The sequence below is a fragment of the Campylobacter sp. RM16188 genome (genome assembly GCF_012978795.1).
In the GTDB taxonomy this organism is placed as follows: Bacteria; Campylobacterota; Campylobacteria; order Campylobacterales; family Campylobacteraceae; genus Campylobacter_A; species Campylobacter_A canis.
Map to the genome: position 1 here is coordinate 20,459 of NZ_LIWQ01000016.1, position 26,416 is coordinate 46,874.

Sequence of the window (26,416 nt, forward strand, 5' to 3'; positions counted from 1 at the left end):
AGATCGCAAACAAGCAGATTTATCTCAGTAATCTTACAAGGGCAAAGTTAGCGAGTAATGTTACTACCATATACTGATTTGATGATACAGGGTGGGTTTGGGGGCAGATAAACCAAGCGGTTAATTCAAAATTCGGTTTAAATTTGATCCGCTAAAATTTAAAACAAAAAGGAAGATAAATGTCAGGATATATTAAATTTTTAAGCCTAGCGATAACCGCGGCTTTGTTTTCAGGTTGCTTTGAAACTAAGAAAGAGCTGGCTTGCGATGATAAAAATGTTCAAGAGACTATTAAAAAACTTATCAAACCTCATCTTGGCGATCTTTTTGCGGCAAGCGTTTATAAAGACGAGCTTAGCTCAAACAAGGCAGTAAAAGACGTAGTATCCAATCTATCCTCAGGATTTTCGCTCAAAAAAGTTCTTCAAACAAGCCATGTCGCGCAAAAATTTGATCCCTCCAAAGAGTGTGACAAAGACGATCTGCTTTGTAAAATCATTAAAGTATCGGATAAATTTAATGAAAAAGCCACTTTGGATATGATTGTGCTTAGCGGCTTTAATACCACAGATAAAAGCAGTGACGGAAACGCTATCTCTTGCAGTGCGGATATCGGCATTAAAGATACTCAAAAAATAATTCCAGATATAAATGCGACAAATTTTCCTAAAATTTCTACGCTTGATTATGAAGCGAAGCTAACCGAAGATAAAAAGCAAATCAGAGTCGAGATAAAAAGACTTTAAAGAGCTTTCAAACGATTTTTTATAGCAAGATAGAAAAATAAACTGAAATCAAAAATGAAAATTTGAGTAAATTTATAAAATAAGATTTGGTTGTTTTGTATTTAAATTTTATGAATTGACTAAAACAAAAAGAAATAGCAAGGGCTAAATTTAGCCCTTATCTGCAATGCTTGCAATCTTTAACTGTAGCTAGGACGTTCATTCTCTCAACTATGTTTCCAAGCCTTTTTTCAAGCTTCTGCTTGCAATCATCAAGCGATATATCACTATGAGCTACGTCGCTGACTTTACCGCATTTTTCGCATACTACGTGGATATGAGGCTCTTCAAAGATATCATATCTTGCTTTTTGGTTTGGCATATTTACTTCAACTACCAAACCTTCGTCTTTTAACATATTTAAGTTTTTATATACCGTGGCAAGCGATACTGAAGGATTTTCGATACAAATTTCTTCATAAAGCTCATCGATAGTCGGGTGCATATGACGATTTAAAATTTTTAGCACGCTAATGCGCTGCGGAGTTGCTTTTAGTCCGTGTTCTTTCAATAAATTCATATAGTTCATGCTTCTCTCCCAATTTTTTTAGCTAACTATACAAAAAATTTATTTAAAAGTTTATTATAGTTGTTAATATAAATTATCTTTTAGTATTTTTTCAGAAATACTTTTAACATCCACTCCAAGATATTGCTCAACGACTTGGGTTTTACCGTGGCTTATAAATTTATCCTCATACTCAAAACTGGTGATTTTAACGTCATAAATTTTTTCATCCTGTAAAAATGCTGCGAGAATTTCGCCTACGCCGCCCTTTTTGGCTCCATCCGAAAATACATACCATATCTTTTTTTCTTGAGCTAAATTTAAAAGAAGCTTCCTATCAAGCGGCTTTATAAAGACCAAATCAACAAGAGTTGCATCAAGCTTACCGATAAGCTCTTTTCTAACTAAATTTGCTTTTCCGACCGCGTTTCCGTATCCTATAAATGCTATTTTTCCATCTGCAGGAGCTAAAATTTCGCCTTTACCAAGCTTAAATTCACGAGCTTCAAATTCACCCTCTTCAAGCAGAAAATTTCCGCGCGGGTATCTAAAGGCACAGGCTCCGATGTGTATATATGCATACTCCATAGCGAATTTAAAATTTGCCGCACATCTTGGAGCAAAGAGCGTGATGTTTGGAACTAAATTTAGATAACTGATATCAAAAGCTCCCTGATGAGTCTCTCCGTCTTCACCCACGATACCTGCTCTATCCATAGCAAAGACGACGTTTAAATTCATAATGCAAGCATCGTGAATAACCTGATCGTAAGCTCGCTGCAAGAAAGTTGAGTATATAGTGATAAAAGGCTTAAAACCCTCTTTTGCCATCGCAGACATCGAAGTTACGGCGTGCTGCTCGGCGATTGCTACATCCCAAAATCTATGCGGAAATTTCTCTATAAGTGCGTCAAGGCCTGTTCCTGTAGGCATCGCGGCAGTAACACCTACTATATTTTCATGTTTGCTTGCAAGCTCTATAAGATACTCGCTATAAAGAGCGGTTGCCGATTTTGCGGAGGATTTTTTGATACTCTCTCCACTTTTAAGATCAAACGGACCCACGCCATGCCAGTTTGCGTAGTGTCCTTCGGCCTTTTCGTAGCCTTTGCCTTTTAAGGTTTGAGCATGCACTATAACTGGTTTTTTCATAGCTTTTGCAACTTCAAGTGCGTCTATGAGGGCTTTGATGTCGTGTCCATCGACAGGACCTATATATTCAAGCCCAAGCTCTTCAAAAAACATTCCCGGAGTTATAAGTCTAATCCCCTCTTCCATCCTGCGCGCCATGTAAGCGGCAGAATCAGGCATGTAGCTTAAAAATTTCTCGACTCTGCTTTTAAATTTCTGATAAGGCTGTCCCGCCATCATCTGGCTTAGGTATTTGCTAAGCGCACCTATTGGCTTACTTATGCTCATCTCGTTGTCGTTTAAGATGATGACGCAAGGGTATTTGCGGTCTCCAAGCTCATTTAATGCCTCGTAAGCCATGCCCGCACTCATCGAGCCGTCACCTATCATAGCTACGGGCAAGCGATCTTCGCCTTTAAGTCTTATCGCCTTAGCGGCTCCTACGGCAAGAGAGATAGAAGTAGAGCTGTGTCCCGCTACAAAATAATCAAATTCGCTTTCGCTTGGCTTGGTGTAGCCGCTTATGCCTCCAAATTGCCTTAGCGAATCAAATTTATCCCAACGACCCGTTAAGAGCTTATGCGCATAGCTTTGGTGGCTCACGTCAAATATAAACGGGTCTTTGTTCACGTCAAACACATAATGCATAGCAACTATAAGCTCTACTGCACCGATATTTGAACTAAGATGCCCACCGTTTTTACTCACGGTTTGTAAAATTTTATCTCTAAGTTTTTGAGCAAGCTCTTCTAGCTCGCTCACACTCATCGCTTTTAAATTTATCTCATCCATTTTCATTCGCTAATTATCTTTTTGATCTTTTCAAATCTTGATTCTATAGTGCCGTCAAGATTTCCGATATCGCTCATCACGATCACGCCGCCTACATTGATGGCTTCATCAGGCACAACTTGTATATTGTCGCTTGCGCCAAACTGCTCTTTTAAAAACTCAAAATCCTTTTGACTAACGCGAATTTGTACATCTTTAGCCTCGCTTAAATCCTTCATCAAGGCTTTTGCCAGTGCGTAAGCCACGCTTGAAGAGCTTGTTGAAATTTCTTTTTTAACTATCTGCCTTGCGATATCAATAGCCGTATTTGAGAGCTCCTCCTCGCTTGAAACCAAAAAACGCTCAAATTTAGCAGACTCGTTATCAAGCCTTGAAACAGAGGAGCTATATCTGCTTTCAAGCTCTTTTAATTTCTCTTCAAATTTCGCTTTAGCCTCGGTATTGCCTTGCTGCAAGCCTTCATCTTTAGCTCTTGCAACTTCGTTTTCAAGACGTCTGGCAAATTCGCTCTCTTGATTTTCTATCTGCATTTGAAGCTTTATGATACTGCCTGAGAGCTCATCGATTCGCTTTAAAAGCTCCTCTACGAAATTTGACTGAGCAGCATTATCTTGCGAAAGAGAAATTTTAGGCGAATTTTGAGAGTCATCTTTAGTAGGAGTAAAGTTAGAATCAAAAATTTTTACATCATCGGTTGAGCCTATATCTTTTTCGTATTTTAAATTTTGCCCTACAAAGCCGTTGTCATGAGTGTGGCTCTCTTCGATCTTTTTTTCCTGACCCAAAACCTTAAACCGATAATTTTCAACAAAGTGCTTTTTAGCATCTTCGTTGGATATAACGCTACTTCTCATTCTATCATCTCATCAGCTTCACCGACTTGGAAGACTCCTTGATCGGCTAAGGCTTGGACTTGCTCTACTATTCTGCGCTGCGCCTCTTCGACGTCTTTTACGCGAACGGCGCCGAGATACTGCATCTCCTCTTTAAACGCCTCGCTTGCACGCTGTGACATACTGGACATAAATTTCTCTTTAAGCGCGTCGCCTGAGCCCTTAAGTGCAACCATGAGATCTTTTTTATCAACGTTTTTAAGAATTTCTCTAATGGCGATTTGATTAAGCGTGTTAATATCTTCAAATGTAAACATAAGCTCTTTGATAACGGTAGCAAGCTTTTCATCGCTGTCTTCGATATGCTCAAGCGTTGATTTTGAGGCTTTTTGCCCAAGTCTATTAAGCACTTCGGCAACCGCTCTTGGACCGCCGACCTCAACTTTATATGAAGTGAGACTTTCAAGCTTGCCTTCAAGCACGGTTGAAACTCTTTTGATAACAGAAGGGCTGATATCGCCTAAATTTGCCATTCTCATCACGACTTCGCCTCTAAGATCGTCGCTAAAATAAGAAAGCGTTTCCGCAGCGCTCGTTGAGTCCATATGAGCAAGTATCAAGGCTATGGTTTGAGGGTGCTCTTTGGTGATGAAGTCCGCTAACTGCTGAGGCTTGATCTTGGTTAGATAACCAAAGCTCTTGGTGCTTTCCATGCTTTTAGCAAGTTTATCAAGAATTTTTTGCGCGGTTTCAGGACCAAAAGTGCGGTATAAAATTTCCTTAGCATATTCAAGACCGCCGCTTCTCATGTATTGATTTGACTGCATAAGTGCGTAAAATTCTTCCAAAACCGCAGCTGCAACCTGTCTATCTACGCTTTTGGCCGTAGCGATGTAGCGTGAAATTTCAGTTATAACATCAACTTCCATATGAGAAAATAAAAGCGTAGTGGCATCTTCTCCAAGCTGGATTAGAAGTATCGCGACCTTTTCGGGCATTGAAAGATCATCGTAAATTAACTTTTGTTGTTCGTTTAACTTAGTAGCCATCAAAAATCCTTGCGGTTGCTAAAATCAACGTCATTTTTAATCATATCCTGAATAAGCACCGATATCTCCTCGCTTCGCTCCTGCACGATAAGCTTAGTCTTTTCAAGCAAGACATCGTATCTTAGCTCGTCTTCGTTGAAATTTTCACCGATTCCAAGTTGCTCTTCGACTTTTTTCTTAGCGGCTTTAAATTTCTCCAAAGCGTCTTCGCTATCGTCAAGATCTATCATATCAGGCAACTCTTCAGGCTCTTCTTCTTTGATATTTTCAACCATTTTTTCCATGAACGGCACAATGATTTTCTTATAAAATATAAATAGTAAAAGTGCGACGAAAAGATACTTAAGTATCGGCAAAAACGGCGTTACGTAAGCATCAAAAAACGAATTCACCTTACTTGCAGGCGTTTCGTTGCTCGGGCGCTGGAATTCAAAATTGCTAAGAGTAACTTCATCGCCTCTATTTGCATCAAAGCCTACGGACTGCTTGATAAGTGCGTTTATCTGATCAAGCTGTTCTTTGTTAAGCGGGATGTATTCAATCTCTTTTGTTAAATTTCCGCTCTCATCTTTTTTGTTTTCGTATCTTCCGTCAACCACCACCGCAGCGCTTAAACGCTTGATAGTAGCGAACTGATCCTTGATACGCATAACTTTCTTTGAAATTTCATAATTCGTAGTTGCCGAGCTTTTGGTATAAAGTTCCTCAAGCTTTTTATCTTCAAGACCCTCAACAGGACCTATATTACTAACCGCACCCGGCACGCCCTGTACCTCCGGAGCTTTAGAGCCTTGACGTTTCTCTTCGATATTTTGCTCGCTTCTGGCGACCGAATTTGGATCAAAAGTCTCGCTTTCGCTATCTTTGCGCGAAAAATCAAAATCAATCGTAACCTTAGCCACGACCTTATGCATGCCGCCTACGATTGGCGAAAGCACATTCAGTATCTTTTGCTCAAGAGCATTTTCGGCTTCGCGCTTGTATCTTATCTGCTGAGCGATCATATCGCTATCATAGTCGCCATCCTCTTCGCCCAAAGGAATTCCGTCTTGATTTACGATTTTTACGTTTTGAGGAGTGAGATTTGCAACCGCCGAAGAGACTAAATTTTTAATTCCGGTAATCTGCTTTAAATTAAGACTCTGTCCGTCTTTTAGATTCAATACTATAGAGGCTGAAGGAGGAGTCGTTCGCTCCGTAAATAACGTCTCTTTTGGGATTGCTATTCGCACAAGAGCCTTATCTATCGGCGCTAGGCTTTCTATCGTACGCGCTAACTCACCTTCAAGAGCTCTTTGAAATTTGACCTTTTGCTCGGCATCCGTAGCTCCAAATTCCTGCTTGTCAAAAATTTCAAAACCGACTTTATTGTCCTTTAAAATTCCCATAGAAGCTACGGAAATTCGCTCTTTATAAACGTCGGCAGTCGGCACTAAGATGGTGCCTTCATTGTAAATTTTATATTTTACGCCGTTTTTTTCAAGCTGCTGAACGATAAGCGCGGAATCACTCGGAGAGATGTTTTCAAAAAGTACGCTATATCCGTCATAGCTTTGAGCTTGAGAGCTTTTATAAATACTAAGAAAGACCAAAAAACCCACGACAAACACAACCGAGCTTGCCGCGATTATACGCTGTTTTAAAGAGAGATTTTGATAAATTTGTCCAATCTGCTGAAATATCGCTTTAAAATCCATTTCCTATCTTATAGTCCCCTCTAATTCGCTTAAAACTCTATCATTTTGCCACTGTAGTCCTATCGTGATACGAACGGCATTTAGTCCATAACTTTTTAAATCACGTAAAATTATACCTTTTTTTAGCAGAATTTGCGCGATATCGCTTGCATTTAGCTCATTAAATTTATAAGTTATGAAATTTGTATAGCTATTTATAAACTCGATTTGGTTTTTCTTTGCAAATTCTTCATACCTTATCATCTCTTTAAAATTCGCTTCTATCGAGTGTCTTACGAACTCCTCATCTTTTAGAGCCTCAATCGCCGCTTTAAGACTTAAATTCGTGATGTTAAAAGGCGCCCTAAGCTTGCCAAGCTCGCCTATGACGCTAGCGTCTGCGATACCGTATCCCACTCGCATACCGCCAAGCCCGTAAGCCTTAGAAAAGGTGCCAAGATAAATGGCATTTTTAAATTTCGCTATAAGCTCGTTTGGTTTTATCTCTTTTTTAGCGTCTTTAAATTTTGCAAATTCCTGATACGCGCCGTCGATCACCACAAGGACGTTTTCATCAACTTCGCCAAGAAATTTATATACTTCATCCGCATCTACACACTCGCCAAGGGGGTTGTTCGGCAAGCAAAGAAATATGATAGCAATCTCGTCTTTATGTGCGTTATAAATTTCTCTAAATTCGTTTAAATCATGTTCTTTGGCTTTGGTTTTATAGATTTTAGTACCGGTTTGTTTGGCGTAAATTTCATACATAGCAAAGGTCACTCCCGCCATCAGCACGGCGTTTTTAGCATTTGCCTTAGCATGAACGGCAAACTCTATCACCTGATCGCTTCCGGAGCCTATTATAAGGCACTTTTCATCTACGCTAAATTTCTTTGCAAGTGCAGCTTTTAGCTCAAAATAGCTATCATCAGGATACAAGCTCATCTTGCTTGCATACTCTCTTATGGCCTCAACGACGGCTTTGCTCGTGCCAAACGGATTTTCGTTACTAGCTAGCTTTATCACGTCATTTGCTGCTATGCCAAACTCCCTAACCACAAGTTCGATCGGCTTACCCGCTTCATAATTTATCAAATTTGCCAAATTCTCGTTAAATTTCATCTCTCATCTCCTGAAATGTAGCTTCCAAGCCAGGTTATCTCATCACCGAATGTCTTTACTTTTTCAATGGCTCTAACGACGTTTTCATCGTCTATATGACCTTCAAAATCTATATAAAAGACAGTCCTAAACTCGCGCTCTTTTATAGGACGGCTTTCAAGTTTAGTTAAATTTATCCCCTCATCCCTAAAGGCTCCAAGCAGGTCGGCAAGCCCGCCAGGACGGTGATCGGTGCGCGCTAGAATCGATGTTTTATTTCTCTGAGCGCGTTCGTTTTTAAAATCACTCAATATAAAAAATCTCGTGCGATTTGCCATATTATCCTCAATCGTCTCAAACAAAATCGGCACATTATAAAGCTTAGCAGCAATCTTTGAGCAGATCGCCGCCGAATTTGGCTCGGTTGAAGCGAATTTCGCAGCCTCTGCGGTTGATTTTGTAGGGATAAACTCGGCACTTGAAAGCAGATGATCATCTAAAAATTTAAGACACTGGTTGTATCCTTGCGGATGTGAGTAGATACGCTTAATGTCGCCTAAATTCTCGCAAGTACTTGCAAAACTATGGTGTATATCCATGTAAATTTCAGCCACTACTTTGACACCCTCAAACCTACCAAGACAATCAAGCGTCGCACCAACTGCGCCTTCAGTGTTGTTTTCAATAGGAACTACACCGTATTTTGCCTCTTTGTGCTTAAGCTTAGTAAAAACCGACTCAATCGTAGCAAGCGGCAGATACGAGCTCATCGCGCCAAATCTACTCTCGGCAGCCTGATGAGTGTAAGTGCCTTCAGGCCCTAAGTAGGCGACTTTCTCGGGCATTTCAAGATTTCTGCTAACTGCGAAAATTTCAAGATATATCGCTTCGATTGCCGATTTATTTAAGATATTTGAGCCGCTACTTTCAAGGCGGTTTAGTATCGCTCTTTCTCGCTCGGGACGATATATCGAAGTGCCGCTGGTCTGTTTTAGTTCGCCGATTTTTTTGACAAACTTCATGCGTTCGTTTAATTTTTTTAAAATTTCATCATCAATCTTGTCGATTTCACTTCGCAAATCATTTATATTTTGCATTTAGCTCCTTTAAAAACTCGGAAACATCGGCGTAAATTTTATCTACTACGTGTGGCTTAACGCCTGAATTTTTAGTATCCTTTACCTTGCCGCTTAAAACAAGAGCCGTTTTCATACCAAGCTCTTTTGCACCCACCAAATCGCCCTTGGCGTCATCGCTGATTATCAAAATATCGTTAAAATTAGCCTTTGCATTTTGTAAATTTAATAATTCCAAAGCGGCTTTATAAAACTCCTTGCTTGGCTTTCCGATGACTTCATATTCGCGTCCCGTAGCGTAATTTAGCATCTTGGCTATCGCTCCTACGCCGGGATAGCTTCTATTATTTTTTTTATATACGCTAGTTTCGCTCATTGCAATTAGTTTTGCACCGTTTTGCAAAATTTCTATCATTGAAGCGAATTCATCAAATTTAAAGTCATCTCCGCTAGCTACTATCACGGCTTTAGTGAAATTTTCATCAAGCTCATAGCCTAAATTTCTCATGGTTTGTTTGAATTTATCGGCTCCAAAGGCTGCGATTTTGCAAGGCGGTAAGATGCTTTCAAGCACGCAAAAAGGATCTATATAAGCACCCTCTTTTATCGCCAGCCCCTTGCTTCTAAGCTCTGCTAAAAACTCATCGCTTTTAAATTTCGTGTTATTTGTTATGACGACATACGGAATGCTTTGCAAATTTAAAAACTCAATCAGCTCGCAAGCGCCGCTTATGGGGCTTTTGTCACTATCGCTTATCAAAGTGCCCTGAACGTCGATAAATATCACAAAAGATCCTTTTCAAGAGCGATCAGATCTTCAAAACTTTCGCGACGCCTAATCAAAAAATCCTTACCGTCTTTTACGCCAACTTCTGCGGCTCTTAGGCGCGTGTTGTAGTTGCTACTCATGCTAAAGCCGTAGGCTCCTGCTGATTTTACTACGAGCAGATCCTTGCTATCGCAAGTCGGTAAATTTACGTTTTTGGCTAAAAAATCGCCGCTTTCGCATACGGGACCTACCACATCACAAAGGCTAAAGTCAAATTTGTCCAAATCCTCTTGCCTGCAGCCGCAGACTACTTGTCCGTCTTTAACTGCAAAAATTTTATGCTTCGCTCCGTAAAGGCTTGGGCGAAGCAAGTCGTTCATCGCTCCGTCAACCACAACAAAGCGCTTTTGTTTATTAAATTTCTCATACAAAACGCTAGTTAAAAAATATCCGCTATTGCCTACGATAAATCTACCCGGCTCACAAACGATCGTTACATCAAGACCGCTTAAATTGCTTAAAATTCCCTGCGCGTACTCATATAAATTCGGCTCTTTTTCATCGCCATATACGATACCAAGTCCGCCGCCAACGTCAAAAAATTTGATATCAATTTCAATTGATTTTAATTCTCTAAGCAGATTTGAAACGACCTTTGAAGCCTGCACTATAGGCTCTATATCGGTGATTTGCGAGCCGATATGAGAGTGTATGCCGACAGGCTCAAGGAAGGCTGAATTTTTAGCGTGCAAGTACATTTTTTTAGCGGTTTTAATATCAACGCCAAATTTATTTTCATTAAGTCCCGTTGAGATGTAAGGGTGGGTTTTAGCGTCTATATCGGGATTTACCCTTATACTTATGCGAGCCGTTTTGCCAAGTTCTCTTGCAACATTTTCAAGGCTATACATCTCGGCTTCGCTCTCTAAATTTATCATCAAAATTTCATTTTCAAGGGCGAATTTCAGCTCATTATCGCTCTTGCCCACACCGCTAAAAATGATCTGATATTTTTTGGCTCCCGCCATCAAAGCTCGCCTTACTTCGCCTTGACTTACGCAATCAAACCCTGCGCCTAAATTTGCAAGATGCTTCAAAACGCTTAAATTTGAATTTGCCTTAACGGCATAGCAAACCAAAGATTTTCTAGCGTGAAAAGCCTGCTTTAAAGCCTCATATCTAGCGGCTATATAATCAAAATCATAAACATAAAGAGGGGTGCCGTAAGTTTTGGCTAAATTTGTAAAATCCATAAAACTAACCTTGATAGAAATGATTAGATTTTACTGAATTTTAGCCTAAATTTGACTTAACGGTGCTTAAAATAAAGATATAAAGCAACCCCAAATATACAAACTATCGGCAACAAGACTCCAAGCTCCGGCAGTATAACACCGTTATGAGCAAATCTCATGAGTACAAATAGAGCACCCCAAACACAAAGTGTTACTATAATAAACACAAAACTGGCAAGTGCGAGATTAAAAAATCTACCCGTAACAGGCAAGAAATAATAGATTATAAAAACCATTAGAGGCGCAAAAAACGGAGAAAAGGCTAGATTGTACAAAGTGGTTTTGGCTGCATTTAGCCCAACGCCTTCTTTTTCAAATGCAAATATAAAATCAAGCGCGTCTAAAATAGATATGGAAGAGCTTGCCTGATAAGCGTTTTCTATGGTTTTTGGTTTGAAACCCTCCAAACTCTCAAGAGTGTCAAAGTGCCTTATATCAAGCCCTTTTGCGCCAAGCTTTACGATTTCCGGCATAGTAGTTACATTTACATCTTTAAGTAACCATTTGTTATCACTAAAGCTTGCTTCGTTACCAAAAGTAGCGCTTAGCAGCTTTCCATTAGACACGTCAAATATCCTTATGTCTTTTACCGTAGCCGTTACGGGATTAAGCTCTTTGATGTAGATAAATTTGCCCTCAAATTTCAAAAATATATCAGAACTAACACGCGAAATTTGAGAAGTTTTCATCAAATTTCTTTGAAATTCGTAAGAATAGGCAAAGGGGGTAAAATTTAAGCCGACATACATAAGGGTAATTACAAGAGCAATTATAAAAGGCGGCTTAATAAGCGTGTTTTTGCTGATACCAAGAGCGTAAAAGCTAACAAGCTCGTTGTTTCTAATCATGCTAAATTTACTAACAATCAAGGCAAAAATCAAAGATAGCGGAAGCACGTAATTAACGGCAGTAAGAGATGTCAGCGAGAAATAAAGCAGTCTTAAGTTCGCACTTGTGGGCATGTCTTTTAGATTTGTAAGTATATCGATACCCACGTAAAAAAATATGAGGGCTAAAAATATCACAAAAAACGATTTAAAATATAGCCAGCCGACATATCTTGCGTACAAATTCACTAAAACACCTTCATTAAATTTGTCGAATTTTATCTAATTTAAATTAAATCCAGCCTATTTAAGGATAAATTTTTAAGTTTTAATTTGACAAATAAGATATTTTTGACTTTTGCGATACTGAAATTTATAAGAATCTTGAGATTTCGTTTAAATGAGTAGTTTTCAATGAAAAAATAAAAGCTGATTTGGGAATTTTTATTGTTTAAATTTAACTCTTTAAAATCAAACCAAAATTTGGGATTTTAATTTAACAAATTCCTTTTTTTGTAGAGTATTTTTGAGAAATACTAGCAACATCGCTTCCAATAAGCTCTAAAACCGCCTCTTTAGTATAGCTTAAAACTTTTTGCAAGCATTCATTTTCATATTCGCTAAAGGCACCAAGTACATGACTTGTGACACTTGTCTTATCGCTTCTGCCTATGCCTATACGGACTCGTTCATACTCGCTTCCGATTAAGCTATCAATCGATTTTAGTCCATTATGCCCGCCGCTACTGCCGCCTATTTTAAATTTAACCGTTCCAAGCTTAAGGTCTAAGTCATCGTGAATTACGATAATGCGCTCCGGTTTGTAAAAATCATTTACCGCTTTTACGCTGTTTCCTGATAAGTTCATGAATGTTTGAGGTTTTAAAAGAAGCAAATTTGAAAATTTAAAAAGTTGGCCTTGAAATTTGCTAGAACTAACGTCGGTAAATTTCTCGGTTTTAAGTAGGTCTATAAGCATAAACCCGATATTGTGTCTTGTTTTTTCGTATTGTGAGCCGGGATTTCCCAGCCCAACTATAAGGATCAATCTATAAGCCTTAAACTACTTAGCTTTTACGACTCCGACAACTGCAACATGACCGGCATCAACCATGCTAACGCCTGCAGGAACGGTGATATCTCTTACTAATATCGTATCTTCTACGTCAAGCTTGCTAACGTCAAGCGCAAATGAATTTGGTAAGTTTTCAGCTGTACATTTTACTGCAAGTCTCTTTTTAGATAGGATCAAAACACCTTTATTTTTAAGACCGATCGGTGTTCCAAAAGGCTTAACAGGAATTAAGTATTTTGATACGACACCAGGAAGTGCAACTTTTAGATCCACGTGCTTAAGAGCGTTTGTGATAGGATCTTTTTGATACTCCACGATAACGACTTTAAGTACCTTATCGCCAACCTTTACATCAAATGCAAGACTATCTTTTTTGCGCACCTCTTTGATAAATTCATTTACCTTAAAAGCCGCCTCAATATTCTCTAATCCTTTTCCGTAAATGTTCGCGATTAGATAACCATCTCTTCTCAAAGCTTTAGAAGCTTTTTTACCGATACTCTCTCTAACGATACCTTCTAACATCGTTTTCCTTTCATAAAAAATAAATGCCGATTTTAGCTAAAATTTTATAAATTTAGCCTAAATTTAACTGTCCAAGTCTTTAAGCGCGATTACGTCGCGTTTTAACCTTTCTGTATAATCCTCTTCTCCGCTTGCAAGATCCAGCATGCCCTCTTTTGCTAAATTTGCGTTTTTGATCTTGATTTCAAGGTTATTTCTCTTGCTTGATTTTTCCAGCGCCTCTTCAAGGTCTATTATCTCTTCATTGTAAAGTTCAAGCAGATGCTGATCAAAAGTCTGCATACCGTAAGTGTTTTTACTCTGCTCGATCGCGTCATAAATTTCACCCTCTCTGCCGTCCATGATCATGTTTTTAATTCTTACGTTTTTAATCATCACTTCAACGGCAGGTCTGCGAGTGTTTTGAAGAGTTCTAACAAGCCTTTGAGAAATTATCGCTTCCACAACCGAAGCAAAGGTCATCTTTATACGATTTTGCTCCTCTTTTGGAAACATATTTATAACCCGCCCCACAGTCTCTTTAGCATCCAAAGTATGCAGAGTAGAAAGTACCAAATGCCCTGTTTCAGCCGCAGCCATCGCAGTTTTTACTGTTTCAAGATCTCTCATCTCGCCAACTAAAATCACATCGGGATCTTCGCGCAAAGATGCACGCAAAGCGTCTGAAAATCCGCTCGCGTCTTGTCCTATGGCTCTTTGATTTACGATACTTTTTTGATCGGTATAGACATATTCGATAGGATCTTCAATAGTGATAATATGACGCTTTTTTTGAGCGTTCATTCTATTTATCATACTTGCAAGAGTTGTCGTCTTACCGCTTCCTGTTGGACCGGTAACTAAGATAATCCCACGATTTACCGTATCGCAAATTTTTTCTATTATAGGCGGAAGATAAAGTTCTTCAAAATTTGGAATTTTCGTAGGTATAGTTCTAAAAACTGCAGAAACACCTTCCATTTGGAAAAATATATTTACACGAAAGCGATAATCGTCATTTAGCTTATGGGTAAAGTCGATATTTTTCATATCCACAAGCTCTTTAAAGCGAGAACGCAAAAGCTCTTTTGCCAAAGTAATGCTGTCTGACTGACTCATTATTTCGGTATTCATTTGGCGAATTTCACCGTTAAATCTACCGTAGATATATCCGCCCGATTTTATGTGAAGATCGCTTCCGCCGCCCTCAACAAGCTTTGAAAGATATCCGTTAAGTTTATCTCTTAAGATAAAATCTAATTTACTGACGTCTACTTCAAATTGAGAAATTTCCATAGCTCGCTCCCTAAATTTGGTTTTGTTTTAATGCTTTCATTATCTCTTCATATGCCTGCACAAACTGCTTTATGCCGTCACTTAAAAGCTCTTTATAAACTCTGCTCATATCTATATCGGCTCGTTTTACCACTTCAAAAAATCTCTCGATACTATCATCGCTTGCGGCTTCTTTTGGCTCGCTATTTTGGCTTATAAAAGCTTTGATCGTATCAAGCGGAGCTGTATTGATCGAGTTTTTATACATTAGCTCTTTTACGTAATAATCCTTGCTAAGTTCATCTCCCTTTACGCCGGTGCTTGCAAAGAGCGCTCTTACGTTGGCTAAATTCCTAGCCTCTATGATTTTATAAATTTTAGTAGCATTCATTATGCCGATTTGTCCCGTAGGAAGTGAGCTTTGACGCATCTTTTCGTCAAGCAATCTATCAAAACGGCTTACAAAAATACTTATCACGCCCTGAGGAAGTTTTGTATTTGGGAATTTTTTCTCGTAAATTTTCGTTCCGCTCTCAAAGGCTTCAAGACAAGATATCGCTTGCTCAGGTGAAAATATAAGCGTAGCATTGACTGAAATTCCTCTTGCTATAAGCGCGCTCATAGCTTCAAATCCTGCTTTTGTCGCAGGAATTTTGATCATAACGTTTGGCATAGCCATCTCATTAAACAGCCTAACACCTTCTTCTATCGTGCCTTGAGTATCATCACAAAGGTTTGGATCAACCTCGATACTTATAAACCCGTCATTCTCGTTTGCGAAATTTTTTATAAGCTTATTTGCTGCGATTTTGATATCTTGCATAGCAAGAGTCTCGTAGATATTTTTAGGATGTTTTCTCTCGCTTTGCTCTATAGTGCTTTTGTAAGCGCTTGAAGTTAAAAAGGCAGATTTAAATATCGCGGGGTTTGAAGTAGCTCCGTTTATCGTGCCTGAATTTATAAGTTCTACAAATTCTCCATTTAAAAAATCCCTCTCCACAAAATCACACCATAGCGAAAATTTGACATTACCGTTAAACATCTTTTTTGCCTTTTATACTAAATTTATTATCTCTCTTAAATCTTTTTTATCTATACAGTGCGTCGCCTTAGCTTTTAAAATTTCTTTGGCGCAAAAAGCGATTTTAAGACTTGAATGTTCAAACATGGATATATCATTGGCTCCGTCACCTACACTCATAGTTTCGTCTTTGCTTATACCTAGCAAATTTTGCAAATTTTGCATCATGGAGCCTTTTGAGAAACCAAACATCATCTCGCCTCCCACAAGTCCGCTTAAAGCGCCGTCTTTTGAGTGCAAGATATTTGCAAAGCTAGCGTCAAATTTAAGCTTAGCTTGCGCCCTATCCGTTCCTGCATGAAATCCTCCGCTAAAAACAACTACTTTTATGCCTTTGGATTTTAGATGGGTTATCAGATCAAAGGCTCCCGGCATAAGCGGTAAATTTTCACAAATTTCATCTACTTTCTCTACGCTAAGTCCTTTTAGTAGGCTTACGCGCTTAGTTAAGCTCTCAAAAAAATCAAGTTCGCCAGCCATGGCGCGCTTGGTTATAGCACTAACTTCATCACCTACTCCGTGAGCCTGCGCTAAAAAATCAATAGTCTCTCCATCCATCAAAGTAGAGTCAAAATCAAAAACACAAAGTTTTATCAAAATTTAGCCTTTAAAAATCGCGCTTTAAGAGCGACTCAACTTTTAAAATCGTAAGGATATTTTGATCTCTTTTGCCGATTCCGTAGATCATACCTTTTTCTTTCAGCAAAGTCTCAGGCGGCGGATCGATCCTATTCTTTTTAATTCTAATTGCCTCGGTTAGTCTATCTATAACAAATCCCGCCACTCTGTTTTCATCATCCTTCATCACGATATATCTCGTATTTGCATTAGGCTTTGTGGCATTTAGCGAAAAGCGCTTTCTAAGATCAATTAGCGGTATAACGCTTCCGCGCAAATTAAACACGCCTAAAACATACTCAGGAACGCTTGGCACGCGAGTATATTCAATCGGTTTAATAATCTCTTGGATGTTTAAAATAGGTATCGCATACTCCTCGTCTCCTACTATAAATCCGACAAGTTGGACTATCTCATCTCTATCCTTTTCACTAGGATCTGAAATTTGCTTTTTCTGTCTTTTTAGAACCTGATTTAATTTGTCATTCATGTTCTATCCTATCATTTTAATATTTTTTCTAACTACGTTTTCAAGGTATTCCGATGAATACGGCTTAGTGATATACTCGGTCATTCCTACTTCAACTCCTCTTAATCTATCCGTCTTTGAAGTCCTTGAAGTAACTGCTATCAGCGGTAAATTTCTATACTTTGAGTATTTGCGAATTTCCGCAGCCAAAGTATATCCGTCCATCCTTGGCATCTCTATATCTATAAGCATAGCATCAAGAGCGTGTTCACCCGATTTTACTATACTAAGCGCTTCAACGCCGTTCGTAGCTTCTATAACAGTTACGCCAAGCGGTTCAAGCGATCTTTGCATGATATTTCTATCCATCTTGGAATCATCCACTATCAGCACCTTATAATCGCTCGGCTTTTCTTTAGTCGCTTTTGAAGCCTCAAGACTGGCTCTAATATCTACTTTGATATCTTTTGCCATCTCCATCATAGCGGCAACGTCGATTATAAGAGTTACGCGTCCGTCGCCTCTTATGGTAGCGCCTGCGATTCCAGGAATGTTTTGCAAGTAATCGCCCATGGATTTTATAACGATCTCTTCTTGACCTACAAGGCTATCTACTATGATACCAAGCTTGGCTTCCGCAACTCCGATGATAACGACATAAGTCTGCTCTCCTCCGTCAAATACCTGCTTAACGCCAAAGATGTCTGAAAGCTTAACAAGCGAAAGCACCTCATCTCGCAGCCTAAGTACGTTCTTGCCGTCGATAGTGTATATATCATCTATAGGCACGCGAACCGTTTCAAGAACGCTTGCAAGCGGGATAGCGAAAAATTCCTCTTGAGAGCCCACTAAAAGCGACTGGATGATAGCTAGAGTAAGAGGAATTTTAAGTTTTACGACCGTTCCTTTTCCAAGCTCGCTATCTATATCGATTAATCCGTTTAGCTTTTCTATATTTGTCTTAACGACATCCATTCCTACGCCGCGTCCGCTTACGTTTGTGACCTTAGCCGCAGTTGAAAATCCTGGCTTAAATATAAGACTAAACGCCTCTTTATCACTCATCGCATCAGCTTCACGCTCGGTTATTATGCCTTTTTCGATCGATTTTGCCTTAAGCATATCGGCATCAAGGCCTTTACCGTCGTCTGCGATCTCAACTACTATGTGATTACCTTCATTATAGGCTTTTAGCTGAATAGTTCCTTTTTCACTCTTGCCTGCGGCAATTCTGGTCGCGCCGTCTTCTATGCCGTGATCACAAGAATTTCTTATCATATGCACAAGCGGATCGCCGATTTGCTCGACTATAGACTTATCAAGCTCGGTCTCTTCGCCCGCGATTTCAAGATCGATCTGTTTATTTAACTCACGACTTAAATCCCTTATCATGCGTGGGAATTTGTTAAACACTTTAGCGATAGGAAGCATTCTTGTCTTCATAACCGCAAGCTGGATATCCGTAGTTACAAGGCTTAAACTAGAAACTACTTGATTTAGCTCTTCAAGGAATTTCTCACCCTCGTATCTTTCCTCTACGTCATCATAAATTTTAAGCAAGCGGTTTTTGCCAAGCACTAGCTCGCCGATTAAATTCATCAAATGATCAAGTCTTTTAACTTCTACGCGTATAGTCTGTTCCGCATCGCTTCCGCCTGCTGAGGCAGCTGGGACTTTCTTCTCGGCTTCAGCTTTTTTAGGAGCACTTGGCGCAACAGGTTTAGGTGCAGGCTGGGCGGCTGCTTTTGGAGCCTCAGGAGCCAAATTTGCACTAGGTGCAGGCGCACTTGCTGCTTTTTGCGCTCTACGGGCTTGATCTTCTGCCTTTCTTACTTTAAGCAGTCTTTCTATCTCGGCCTCTATCTCGTCATCGCTTAAATTTGATAAATTTTCATCGCTGATAGGCTCAGGTTCAGGCTCGGCTTGCACTTCCTTTACAGGCTCGGCTTTTGGACTTTCTTGAGCCGCAGCCACGTTTTCGCCCTCTGAAATAGCAGTAAGTCTAGTGCAGATATCAGCTATATCTATGCCTACATCCGTGTCGTTTCCGTTATCTCTAATTCCATGCAAAAGCGACTTCATCATGTCGATTGATTCAAGTACGACGTCCATGATGTCAGGCGTTATCTTAAGCTCATCTTTTCTAGCTTTATTTAAAACATCTTCCATATGATGCGTAAGTTTGGTTAAAACATCAAAATTTAAAAACGAAGACGATCCTTTTACCGTGTGAGCCACGCGGAAAATTCTATTTAAAAGTTCCAAATCTTCAGGGTTTGACTCAAGCTCGATAAGGTCATGGTCGATTTGCTCGACTAGCTCAAAGGCTTCTACCAAAAAGTCTTCAAGTATCTCTCTCATATCATCCATATCTTACCCCTATTTCGCTGATTTTTGCGCTTCGATAACACGAAGCACCTCATTATAAAGAATAGTCGCATCAAATTTCGTTAAGTACGCAGCACCGCCCGCCTCTTTACTCTGAGCCTCGCTATAAACATTGCTCAAAGAGGAGTTAAAGATAATAGGTATGTTTGAGTATCTACTATCATCTTTAAGAGTCGCCGCGAAGCGGTATCCGTCCATCTGAGGCATCTCAATATCGCTTAATATAATCCTTAAATGCTCGTTTAATTTATCTCCGTACATCTCGTAAAGATCTTGCATCTTAGAAAGTCCTTCAATACCGTCTTTTGCCTCAACTACTTTTAGTCCCATCTTTTCAAGCGTATCTTTTACGAGCTTTCTGGCAGTCGAGCTATCATCAAGCACAAGCGCTACGCCGTGAAGCCTCTTAGCCTCATCTATATCAACCTCGATCTTAGGACTATAAATTCCAAGCTCTTCAACGATACTTTCAAGATCTAGTATCAATAAAACTTCATCGTTTTCTATGCGAGTTACGCCTGTTATTTTGCCTTTATCAAGCGTACCTGAGCTTGCAGAAAAGCTAGCCGCTTCTATATCAGCCCAGTTAATTCTGCGAATTCTTTTAGCTTCGTGAACTATAAAACCTATCAAAATTTCGCTAAATTCCGAAATTATCACACGCGGTTTCATAACGGCTTCTTGCGGCTCTTTTATATTCATCCATTTGGCTAAATTTATAACCGGTATCACTACGCCCCGTAAATCAAAAATTCCTTCTATATATTCAGGAACACCCGGAAGTTCGGTCAAATTTGGCATCTTGATGATTTCGCGGACCTTAGCAACATTTACGCCGTATATACCCTCATATACTCTGTCGCCAGTCTGCTTAAAAATTCTAAAATCAACAAGCTCCATCTCGTTTGAACCGGTCTTTAAAACGTTATCATCAAACATCTTGGCCCCTTGCGCTCTTTAGAGCAAACTTAATCTTTGGTGCGTATTCTACTATAAAATAACTTTGCTCACATGCAAAACTTGGAACGTTGATATATTGTTGATTTTGAAACTCAAATATATCTCCTTGGTGAAAATGCCCTTCGATTATGATTTCTTCGGTATAATTCGCCACTCTTTTTGCCGCTAAATTTTTAAAATTTGGAATTTTATAAGTTAAATTTTTATGTCGTAATTTTTTAAAAAGCGCTTTTGAAATTTTAAAATTTAACAAATTATCAATAAAATTCATACATTTTAAAAACAACTTGAGCCTTAAAAATCTCAAAGCGTATTTGCTAACAAAAGGCAAAAATATATCTCCGTGCGCAATAGCCACGTTTTGCGCGCATTCACTCTTAAATTTGACAGGTTGCGCAGCGATCGGAAAGACTCGCACGTTTTTTAAGATTTTTGAAAGGTTAAAGTCGTGATTTCCTTCAAAATAATAAATTTCCATGCATTTGGAAAGCTCATTTATAAGCCTTATATGTTCGCTTGCAAATTTAAGCGGATAATCGCAGTAATCCGATAAAAAATCAAACATATCGCCCATCAAAAATAACTGCGGAGCGCAAATTTTGCCCTCTTTTAATGCTCGCAGAAATTTTAAAAATTCTGGGCGATTTTCGTTAGCGTGAGAATCGGCTATAAAAATCGCGCCATTTTTTATCGTCAAATTTTGCATTTTAAGGAAGGCAGGCATAGATCGGAAGTGCCGTATCTTCGCTAAATCCGCAGATTAAATTCGCATTTGCAAGAGCTTGCGAGCTGGCACCTCGCAAGAGATTATCGATGGCCGAGTTTATAAAAATTTTATCCTCATTAACATAAGCCGCTATATCGCAAAAGTGCGTTCCTGCAACGCTTTTGATGCTAACGGGCTCATTTTTAACCCGCACGAATTTTTCAGCTTCATAAAATTTATTTAAAATTTCGCAAGGATCTATCTTACTAGTAAGTTTCGCATAAACACTTACCAGCATCCCGCGCGTTATAGGAAGCAAGTGAGGCACGAAAAGCGTGGGTATTTGCCTGCCTGCAATAAGTGAAATTTGCTCTTTTATCTCGTCACTATGGCGGTGCTTTATCGGATTATAGGCGTTTGCGTTTTCATTCACGCTCACAAAATGGCTTGTCGCGCTTAGTTTTTTGCCCGCCCCGCTAACTCCGCTTTTTGCATCTATTATCACGCCAAATTCGTGGTCTAAAAACGGCAAAAACGGCGCGATGGCTAAGATAGAAGCTGTCGGATAACATCCCGGATTTGCGATTAAATTTGCTCTTTTTATGCGGTCGCGGTTTAGCTCTACTAGTCCATAAACCGCATTTGATAAATTTTCAGGATCTAGGTGCTCGCAGTAATTTTTCTCGTAAAGCTCAAGGCTTAAGCGGTAATCGGCAGAAAAATCAACAACCTTAACGCCAAATTTCAAAAGCTCTTTTGCATATTTCATCGCCTCTTGATGCGGCAACGCCAAAAAGACAAGTTCGCATTTTTTAGCCGCTTGGCTTGCGTCCGCCGCGCTTACTTCAAACTCAAAAACGCCTTTTAAAGACGGGAAAATTTCCTCTATCCTAGAAGCGGAGCTTGCAGCAAGGTAAGCGATCTTAAATTCAGGGTGATTTAAAAGCAGCTTTATAAGCTCAAATCCCGTATATCCGCTAACGCCGATGATGCCTACATTTATCATCTACTCTCCAAATTTGATAGGTTTATAGCTAACAGAGATGATCTCTATCTCGCTTGCACCGTTTGGCAAATTTAGCGTTACGTCATCGCCCTCGCTCTTGCCGATAAGCTGTCTGCCAAGTGGTGAGTTTATAGAGATTAAGCCTCGCTCCAGGTTGCTCTCAGGCGTTCCTACTAAAGTATAGGACTTTTCTATCTCGGTTTCAACGTCCATTATCACAACCGTTGAGCCGAATTTCACTTTGTCATGCTCGTATTCGCTGGGATCTATAACTTTTGCTCTGCTTACTATGTCGCTAAGCTCGGCGATTCTGCTTTCGATGAAGGATTGCTTCTCGCGCGCTGCGTGATACTCGGCATTTTCTTTTAGATCGCCATGGCTTCTTGCGATGTCAATCTCTTCGACTATGCGCGGACGCTCCACGGTTTTTAAATTTTTAAGCTCGCTTGTGATTTTTTCGTATCCAAATATAGTCATCGGTTCAGTCATTTTTATCCTTTTTTATTTTGTATCATATTTGCAACTGCGTTTGCAGAGCCGTGCTCAAGGTACTCTCTAAGCTGCGCACAACCGTTTATAAATTTTTGCCTATCACACTCTTGATAAGCCTTAAGCAAATTTTGCGCAGTTACTTCATCTTGCAAAAGCTCGGTGTGAAGCGGCTCTTTGCCCAAAAAATCAAAAATAATATTAGCAAGCCCTGCAAATTTCACCTTCACAAGCCTTCTAGCGATAAACATATCAATGGCTTTTGCCTTGTAAGCTAGCACAAACGGAGTTGCGATAAGAGCTGATTGAAGCGTGGCCGTTCCCGAGCAGATAAATGCAAATTCGCTTTGCAAAAGCGCCCTGGGTGCGTTATTTACAAGCGTAAATTCGCTTATATCACCGTAAATTTCAAGCTCTTTCATCAAAAACTCAGGCACGCAAAGCAGTTTTTCGCCCTCTATTTGCTTTGCGACCTCTTTAAAAACAGGCATAAGCCTTGTTATCTCAGACTTTCTAGAGCCCGGTAAAAAGGCTATCTTGCCGCTATTTATAAGCGTATTTTTACGCACTCTAAGCTCATCCATCAAAGGATGTCCCACGTAAGTAGCACGACTATAAAACATCTTATCAAAAGGCAAGATCGAAGCCAAGTTATCGCAATACTTCTGCACTTTAGCCACTCTGCCCGCCTTCCAAGCCCAAACTTGAGGCAAGATGTAGTAAGTTATAGGCGTTTTAATGCCTGCTTCTTTAATCGCCTTTGCCAGCGGTAAATTGAAGGCTGGACTATCGATGAGCAAGACGTGATCGCACTCGCAAGCCAAATTTACCATCTCTTTGATAGCTCGTCTAGCCTTAAAATAAAGCGGCAAAACCTCCACAAAACCCATCGCCGAAAATTCGCTACTTCGCATAAAAGGCTTGCCGAATTTTTCGTCAAATATACCCTTAAGCTCGTAATTATGCAGATACTCAAGCACCTCGGCTAGGTGCAAATTCGCCGAAGCCTCAAGGCATGAAACAAGCAGCTTCACTGATTTCCCTCAAACTCTTCTATGACGTACTGAAGCTCTTGTGTTCGCTCCTTAGTCATCTTTAGATAGCAATTTGCCGAAACAACGAGATACATCGTGCCTTGAGGCGGGACAAACGGGCATTTAGCCTCTTTATAGGCCACCCATTTTCTTTGGATATCTTTTAGTTTCTTTTTATTTTCGTCGTTTAATACACTCATAGCTTTTTTATAAGTTTCGTTTAAAATTTTGTCTTGAATTTCAAACTCTTTATTTATGCACTCTATCATCCCTGCCGTAGAGCTATCAACCTCTATGCACGCTTTAACTCTTAGTTCGGATTCATCCGCTGCGCCCTTGCTTAAATTTGGAGCGCTTTCAGTTTTAACAACAAGCTGCTGCGCGCTAAAAGCAAGGCTTGCCGCAAGCACGATAAATGTAAATTTTTTAAGCACATTTTATCCTTTGGAATTTGACAAAGATTATCCCTAAAAGTGGCTAAATAAATAATAAATTTAAAATTTGACTTTATGAGGCTATAACGAAAGCTATGTTAAAATCGCAAAAATTTTAAAGGCGAAATTTGAAAGAAATTCTTATCACAAACGACGATGGATTCGAGGCTAAAGGGCTTCATGAGCTTGCTCGTGCCTTAAAAGAAATTCCAGATACAAACGTTACTATCGTAGCTCCAAGCAGTGAGAAATCAGCCTGCGCGCACTCTCTTACGCTTACAAAGCCGCTTAGGTTTATAAAGATAGACGATAACTTCTTTAAACTTGATGACGCAACGCCGAGTGATTGCGTATATCTGGCGCTTCACGCACTTTATAACAAAAAGCCCGACCTCATCATAAGCGGCATAAATCATGGCGCGAATTTAGGCGAGGATATAACCTACTCAGGCACGTGTGGAGCGGCTATGGAAGGGGTTTTGCAAGGAGTTAAGAGCATAGCGTTTTCGCAATTTTACAAAAACGACAGCATCGATATGCTTGGCTTTTCTTTGGCGCGAGAAATAGTTAAATTTATCATTCCTCGAGTGCTTGATGGGCGAATTTGCTTGCCTGAAAGGCAATTTTTAAACGTAAATATCCCCGCCGTTACGCAAAAAGATTTTAAGGGCTATCAAGTAGTGCCCGTGGGCAGGCGAAGCTACGCGACTCACGCAACGCTAAATCGCAATCCGCGCGGGGTAGAGTACTACTGGCTGGGCAATGCCGCGCTTGATTACGAGCAAGGTGATCCAAGCGATATCAGCGTCGTAAATGAAGGCTACGCAAGCCTAACGCCCATAATGCTTGACATGACGGCGCACGCGAGCTTAAATTCGCTTAAAAAGAGTCTCGATGGATAGATTTACTCGCGTTAAATGGCTTTTGGGCGATGAAAAGTTTGCAAAACTTCAACAGGCTAAAATTTTAGTTTGCGGAGTCGGCGGCGTGGGCGGTATCTGTGTCGATGCGCTGGCTCGCTCGGGTGTGGGGCAAATAACCATCATAGACAAAGACACATTTGACATCACAAACCAAAATCGCCAAATTTACAGCGAAGCGGTCGGAGAGGTAAAGGTAGGCGAATTTGCTAAAATTTATCCTAACATCACGCCTATTTGCGAACTTATAACGCCTGAATTTGTGGCGAATTTTAACTTTAGCGAGTTTGATTTGGTAATCGATGCGATTGACGATATGGCAGCTAAGGTTGCTCTTGCAAATGCAGCACACGGCAAATTCATATCTTCTATGGGCGGAGCAAAAAGGCTTGATCCTACTAAAATTTGCGTCGCTTCGGTTTGGAAAACTTGCAACGATCCTTTGGCTAGGAAATTTAGATATGAACTTAGAAAATCAGGCTTTAAAGGCGATTTTGAAGTAGTATTTTCAACCGAAGAGCCAAACTGCAAAGAGCTTGGAAGCTTTATGGGAGTAACGGCTGTTTTTGGACTAAATTTGGCGAGCTTGGCGGTTAAAAAGCTGACCGAGTAAAATTAAAATTCAAAAATCATACTAAGACAAATATAATCGATAAAAATCAAAATACTAAGATAAATCGTCTTTTTATTTATCCGTCTTTCAATCTCAAAAATGCTGTAAATTGCCAGTAAAAGCCGGTCCATCATCCCTAAACGCTCCTAAATGTTTCTATTATCAAGATAAAAGAGATAATCGTAAAAAACACAACCATGCTTTTAGTGATTTTACGGCTGTAAATATGAACTAAAAAAACAGCCAAGATCATTAAAAGTTTTATGATATCTGGTAAAAATTCCTGCATAACTTTCTTTTAATCCGCATCAACGTAAATTTTATACTTGCCGCTTTGGCTTTAAATTCATCTAGCGCTTTAAATTTTCCTCTCAAAGCCCTTGTGAGAATTTTCATCAAAATAATAAATTTTACTTCTGCCTTTATAAATTTCAATCGCGTTTAATTCATTTCCTTTTGCGTCTTTTAGCATAACAGGCTTTGCAAATAAAGCTTCTCCGACCTTTTTGCCAACACTATCATGCCAAGAAGTGGCAGCTATAAGCAAAATCAAAACAAAAACTACGCGCATAAATTTTCTAAAAGGAGCGTATAAAATGAGATATCCAAACACAAGAGAGATAGGTAAAATAAAAAGCCACGGCACGCTATCAACGAATATGACGTTAAAGTATTCATTTACGCCGTAATAATCAAAATAACTAGTCTTAAGCCCCACAAAAAGCGTAAAGATGGCGGCTAAGACAAATAAAAATCCGATAAAAAACGCATTTACAAATTTCATCTAATTCCTTTTGAGAAATTATATTGAAATTAGGCTTTGAATTCAAAAGTGCGTCTCAAATAAGCCTATCTTAAAGCAAATTTCAAATTTAAAAGCTCAAATTTTATCTTAAAACATCAAGGTCAAAAGCAAAATTTAAAAGCCGAGCGAGTCCGGCTAAAATATAAATAGTGTAAAGTGTCACTTAACACTATTTTAAGCTAAAAGGATGTAAG

27 protein-coding genes are annotated in these 26,416 nt (G+C 39.5%); 3 read left to right on the forward strand and 24 right to left on the reverse strand.

Annotated elements, in window-relative coordinates:
* The first annotated feature begins 179 nt into the window (after positions 1–179).
* A complete protein-coding gene (locus tag CDOM16188_RS09395) occupies positions 180–746 on the forward strand; it encodes a hypothetical protein (RefSeq protein ID WP_172201689.1) in 567 nt (188 codons plus the stop codon).
* Between the two features lie 157 nt (positions 747–903).
* Here the strand turns inward: CDOM16188_RS09395 and CDOM16188_RS09400 are convergent, their stop codons facing one another.
* The 23 genes from CDOM16188_RS09400 to CDOM16188_RS11485 all read right to left on the reverse strand — a co-directional run bounded on the left by CDOM16188_RS09400 (position 904) and on the right by CDOM16188_RS11485 (position 23,884).
* Positions 904–1,314, reverse strand: coding sequence for a Fur family transcriptional regulator (locus CDOM16188_RS09400; RefSeq protein ID WP_169942163.1), 411 nt, complete (start codon positions 1,312–1,314; stop codon positions 904–906).
* Between the two features lie 63 nt (positions 1,315–1,377).
* Complete coding sequence (gene dxs, locus CDOM16188_RS09405) at positions 1,378–3,207, reverse strand: 1-deoxy-D-xylulose-5-phosphate synthase (RefSeq protein WP_172201751.1); 1,830 nt, start codon at positions 3,205–3,207, stop codon at positions 1,378–1,380.
* A gap of 11 nt (positions 3,208–3,218) precedes the next feature.
* On the reverse strand, positions 3,219–4,070 hold the full coding sequence (fliH, locus tag CDOM16188_RS09410) for a flagellar assembly protein FliH (protein WP_172201691.1): 852 nt from the start codon (positions 4,068–4,070) through the stop codon (positions 3,219–3,221).
* Positions 4,067–5,098, reverse strand: a complete 1,032-nt coding sequence (gene fliG / locus CDOM16188_RS09415) for a flagellar motor switch protein FliG (protein WP_169942160.1) — start codon at positions 5,096–5,098, stop codon at positions 4,067–4,069. The genes fliH and fliG overlap by 4 nt, the downstream gene beginning before the upstream one ends.
* Positions 5,098–6,795: a flagellar basal-body MS-ring/collar protein FliF gene (fliF, locus tag CDOM16188_RS09420; protein WP_172201693.1), complete on the reverse strand. Its 1,698-nt coding sequence runs from the start codon at positions 6,793–6,795 to the stop codon at positions 5,098–5,100. Before fliF ends, fliG begins: the two co-directional genes overlap by 1 nt.
* A gap of 3 nt (positions 6,796–6,798) precedes the next feature.
* Positions 6,799–7,899, reverse strand: a complete 1,101-nt coding sequence (hisC, locus tag CDOM16188_RS09425; RefSeq protein ID WP_172201695.1) for a histidinol-phosphate transaminase — start codon at positions 7,897–7,899, stop codon at positions 6,799–6,801.
* Positions 7,896–8,975, reverse strand: coding sequence for a prephenate dehydratase (gene pheA, locus CDOM16188_RS09430; RefSeq protein WP_169942154.1), 1,080 nt, complete (start codon positions 8,973–8,975; stop codon positions 7,896–7,898). Before pheA ends, hisC begins: the two co-directional genes overlap by 4 nt.
* Positions 8,959–9,741, reverse strand: a complete 783-nt coding sequence (locus tag CDOM16188_RS09435) for an HAD-IIA family hydrolase (protein WP_172201704.1) — start codon at positions 9,739–9,741, stop codon at positions 8,959–8,961. The genes pheA and CDOM16188_RS09435 overlap by 17 nt, the downstream gene beginning before the upstream one ends.
* Positions 9,738–10,991: a diaminopimelate decarboxylase gene (gene lysA, locus CDOM16188_RS09440; protein WP_367649350.1), complete on the reverse strand. Its 1,254-nt coding sequence runs from the start codon at positions 10,989–10,991 to the stop codon at positions 9,738–9,740. The genes CDOM16188_RS09435 and lysA overlap by 4 nt, the downstream gene beginning before the upstream one ends.
* 41 nt (positions 10,992–11,032) lie before the next feature.
* On the reverse strand, positions 11,033–12,094 hold the full coding sequence (locus CDOM16188_RS09445) for an LptF/LptG family permease (protein WP_172201708.1): 1,062 nt from the start codon (positions 12,092–12,094) through the stop codon (positions 11,033–11,035).
* Between the two features lie 247 nt (positions 12,095–12,341).
* Entirely contained in the window at positions 12,342–12,893 is a 552-nt protein-coding gene (gene pth, locus CDOM16188_RS09450) for an aminoacyl-tRNA hydrolase (protein ID WP_172201710.1), read from the reverse strand.
* A gap of 15 nt (positions 12,894–12,908) precedes the next feature.
* Positions 12,909–13,445 (reverse strand): 50S ribosomal protein L25/general stress protein Ctc, encoded by a 537-nt coding sequence (locus CDOM16188_RS09455; RefSeq protein ID WP_172201712.1) that lies wholly within the window; start codon positions 13,443–13,445, stop codon positions 12,909–12,911.
* Between the two features lie 63 nt (positions 13,446–13,508).
* Positions 13,509–14,720: a type IV pilus twitching motility protein PilT gene (locus CDOM16188_RS09460; protein ID WP_172201714.1), complete on the reverse strand. Its 1,212-nt coding sequence runs from the start codon at positions 14,718–14,720 to the stop codon at positions 13,509–13,511.
* A 10-nt stretch (positions 14,721–14,730) separates the two neighbouring features.
* The gene (locus tag CDOM16188_RS09465; RefSeq protein ID WP_172201716.1) at positions 14,731–15,741 is read right to left on the reverse strand and encodes a transaldolase; all 1,011 of its coding nucleotides are present in this window, start codon (positions 15,739–15,741) and stop codon (positions 14,731–14,733) included.
* 12 nt (positions 15,742–15,753) lie between these two features.
* Complete coding sequence (gene serB / locus CDOM16188_RS09470) at positions 15,754–16,377, reverse strand: phosphoserine phosphatase SerB (RefSeq protein WP_172201718.1); 624 nt, start codon at positions 16,375–16,377, stop codon at positions 15,754–15,756.
* 10 nt (positions 16,378–16,387) lie between these two features.
* Positions 16,388–16,888, reverse strand: coding sequence for a chemotaxis protein CheW (locus CDOM16188_RS09475; RefSeq protein WP_169942137.1), 501 nt, complete (start codon positions 16,886–16,888; stop codon positions 16,388–16,390).
* A 3-nt stretch (positions 16,889–16,891) separates the two neighbouring features.
* Positions 16,892–19,237, reverse strand: coding sequence for a chemotaxis protein CheW (locus tag CDOM16188_RS09480; RefSeq protein WP_172201720.1), 2,346 nt, complete (start codon positions 19,235–19,237; stop codon positions 16,892–16,894).
* 9 nt (positions 19,238–19,246) lie between these two features.
* Complete coding sequence (locus tag CDOM16188_RS09485; protein WP_172201721.1) at positions 19,247–20,194, reverse strand: chemotaxis protein; 948 nt, start codon at positions 20,192–20,194, stop codon at positions 19,247–19,249.
* Positions 20,187–20,939 carry a UDP-2,3-diacylglucosamine diphosphatase gene (locus CDOM16188_RS09490; RefSeq protein WP_253908181.1) on the reverse strand — a complete coding sequence of 251 codons (753 nt, stop codon included), beginning with the start codon at positions 20,937–20,939 and terminating at the stop codon, positions 20,187–20,189. The genes CDOM16188_RS09485 and CDOM16188_RS09490 overlap by 8 nt, the downstream gene beginning before the upstream one ends.
* Entirely contained in the window at positions 20,923–21,927 is a 1,005-nt protein-coding gene (gene argC / locus CDOM16188_RS09495; protein ID WP_172201723.1) for an N-acetyl-gamma-glutamyl-phosphate reductase, read from the reverse strand. The genes CDOM16188_RS09490 and argC overlap by 17 nt, the downstream gene beginning before the upstream one ends.
* Positions 21,928–22,416 carry a transcription elongation factor GreA gene (gene greA / locus CDOM16188_RS09500; RefSeq protein WP_172201725.1) on the reverse strand — a complete coding sequence of 163 codons (489 nt, stop codon included), beginning with the start codon at positions 22,414–22,416 and terminating at the stop codon, positions 21,928–21,930.
* 2 nt (positions 22,417–22,418) lie between these two features.
* Positions 22,419–23,450 carry a lipid-A-disaccharide synthase gene (gene lpxB / locus CDOM16188_RS09505; RefSeq protein WP_172201727.1) on the reverse strand — a complete coding sequence of 344 codons (1,032 nt, stop codon included), beginning with the start codon at positions 23,448–23,450 and terminating at the stop codon, positions 22,419–22,421.
* Complete coding sequence (locus CDOM16188_RS11485) at positions 23,447–23,884, reverse strand: lysozyme inhibitor LprI family protein (protein ID WP_172201729.1); 438 nt, start codon at positions 23,882–23,884, stop codon at positions 23,447–23,449. Before CDOM16188_RS11485 ends, lpxB begins: the two co-directional genes overlap by 4 nt.
* 128 nt (positions 23,885–24,012) lie before the next feature.
* Between CDOM16188_RS11485 and surE the strand changes: the two genes are divergently transcribed.
* Positions 24,013–24,786: a 5'/3'-nucleotidase SurE gene (gene surE / locus CDOM16188_RS09515; RefSeq protein WP_172201731.1), complete on the forward strand. Its 774-nt coding sequence runs from the start codon at positions 24,013–24,015 to the stop codon at positions 24,784–24,786.
* A complete protein-coding gene (locus CDOM16188_RS09520; RefSeq protein ID WP_172201733.1) occupies positions 24,779–25,417 on the forward strand; it encodes a ThiF family adenylyltransferase in 639 nt (212 codons plus the stop codon). The genes surE and CDOM16188_RS09520 overlap by 8 nt, the downstream gene beginning before the upstream one ends.
* A 358-nt stretch (positions 25,418–25,775) precedes the next feature.
* On the opposite strand, the gene CDOM16188_RS09525 is transcribed toward CDOM16188_RS09520, so the two are convergent.
* Positions 25,776–26,201 (reverse strand): isoleucyl-tRNA synthetase, encoded by a 426-nt coding sequence (locus CDOM16188_RS09525; RefSeq protein ID WP_172201735.1) that lies wholly within the window; start codon positions 26,199–26,201, stop codon positions 25,776–25,778.
* Positions 26,202–26,416: the final 215 nt, after the last annotated feature.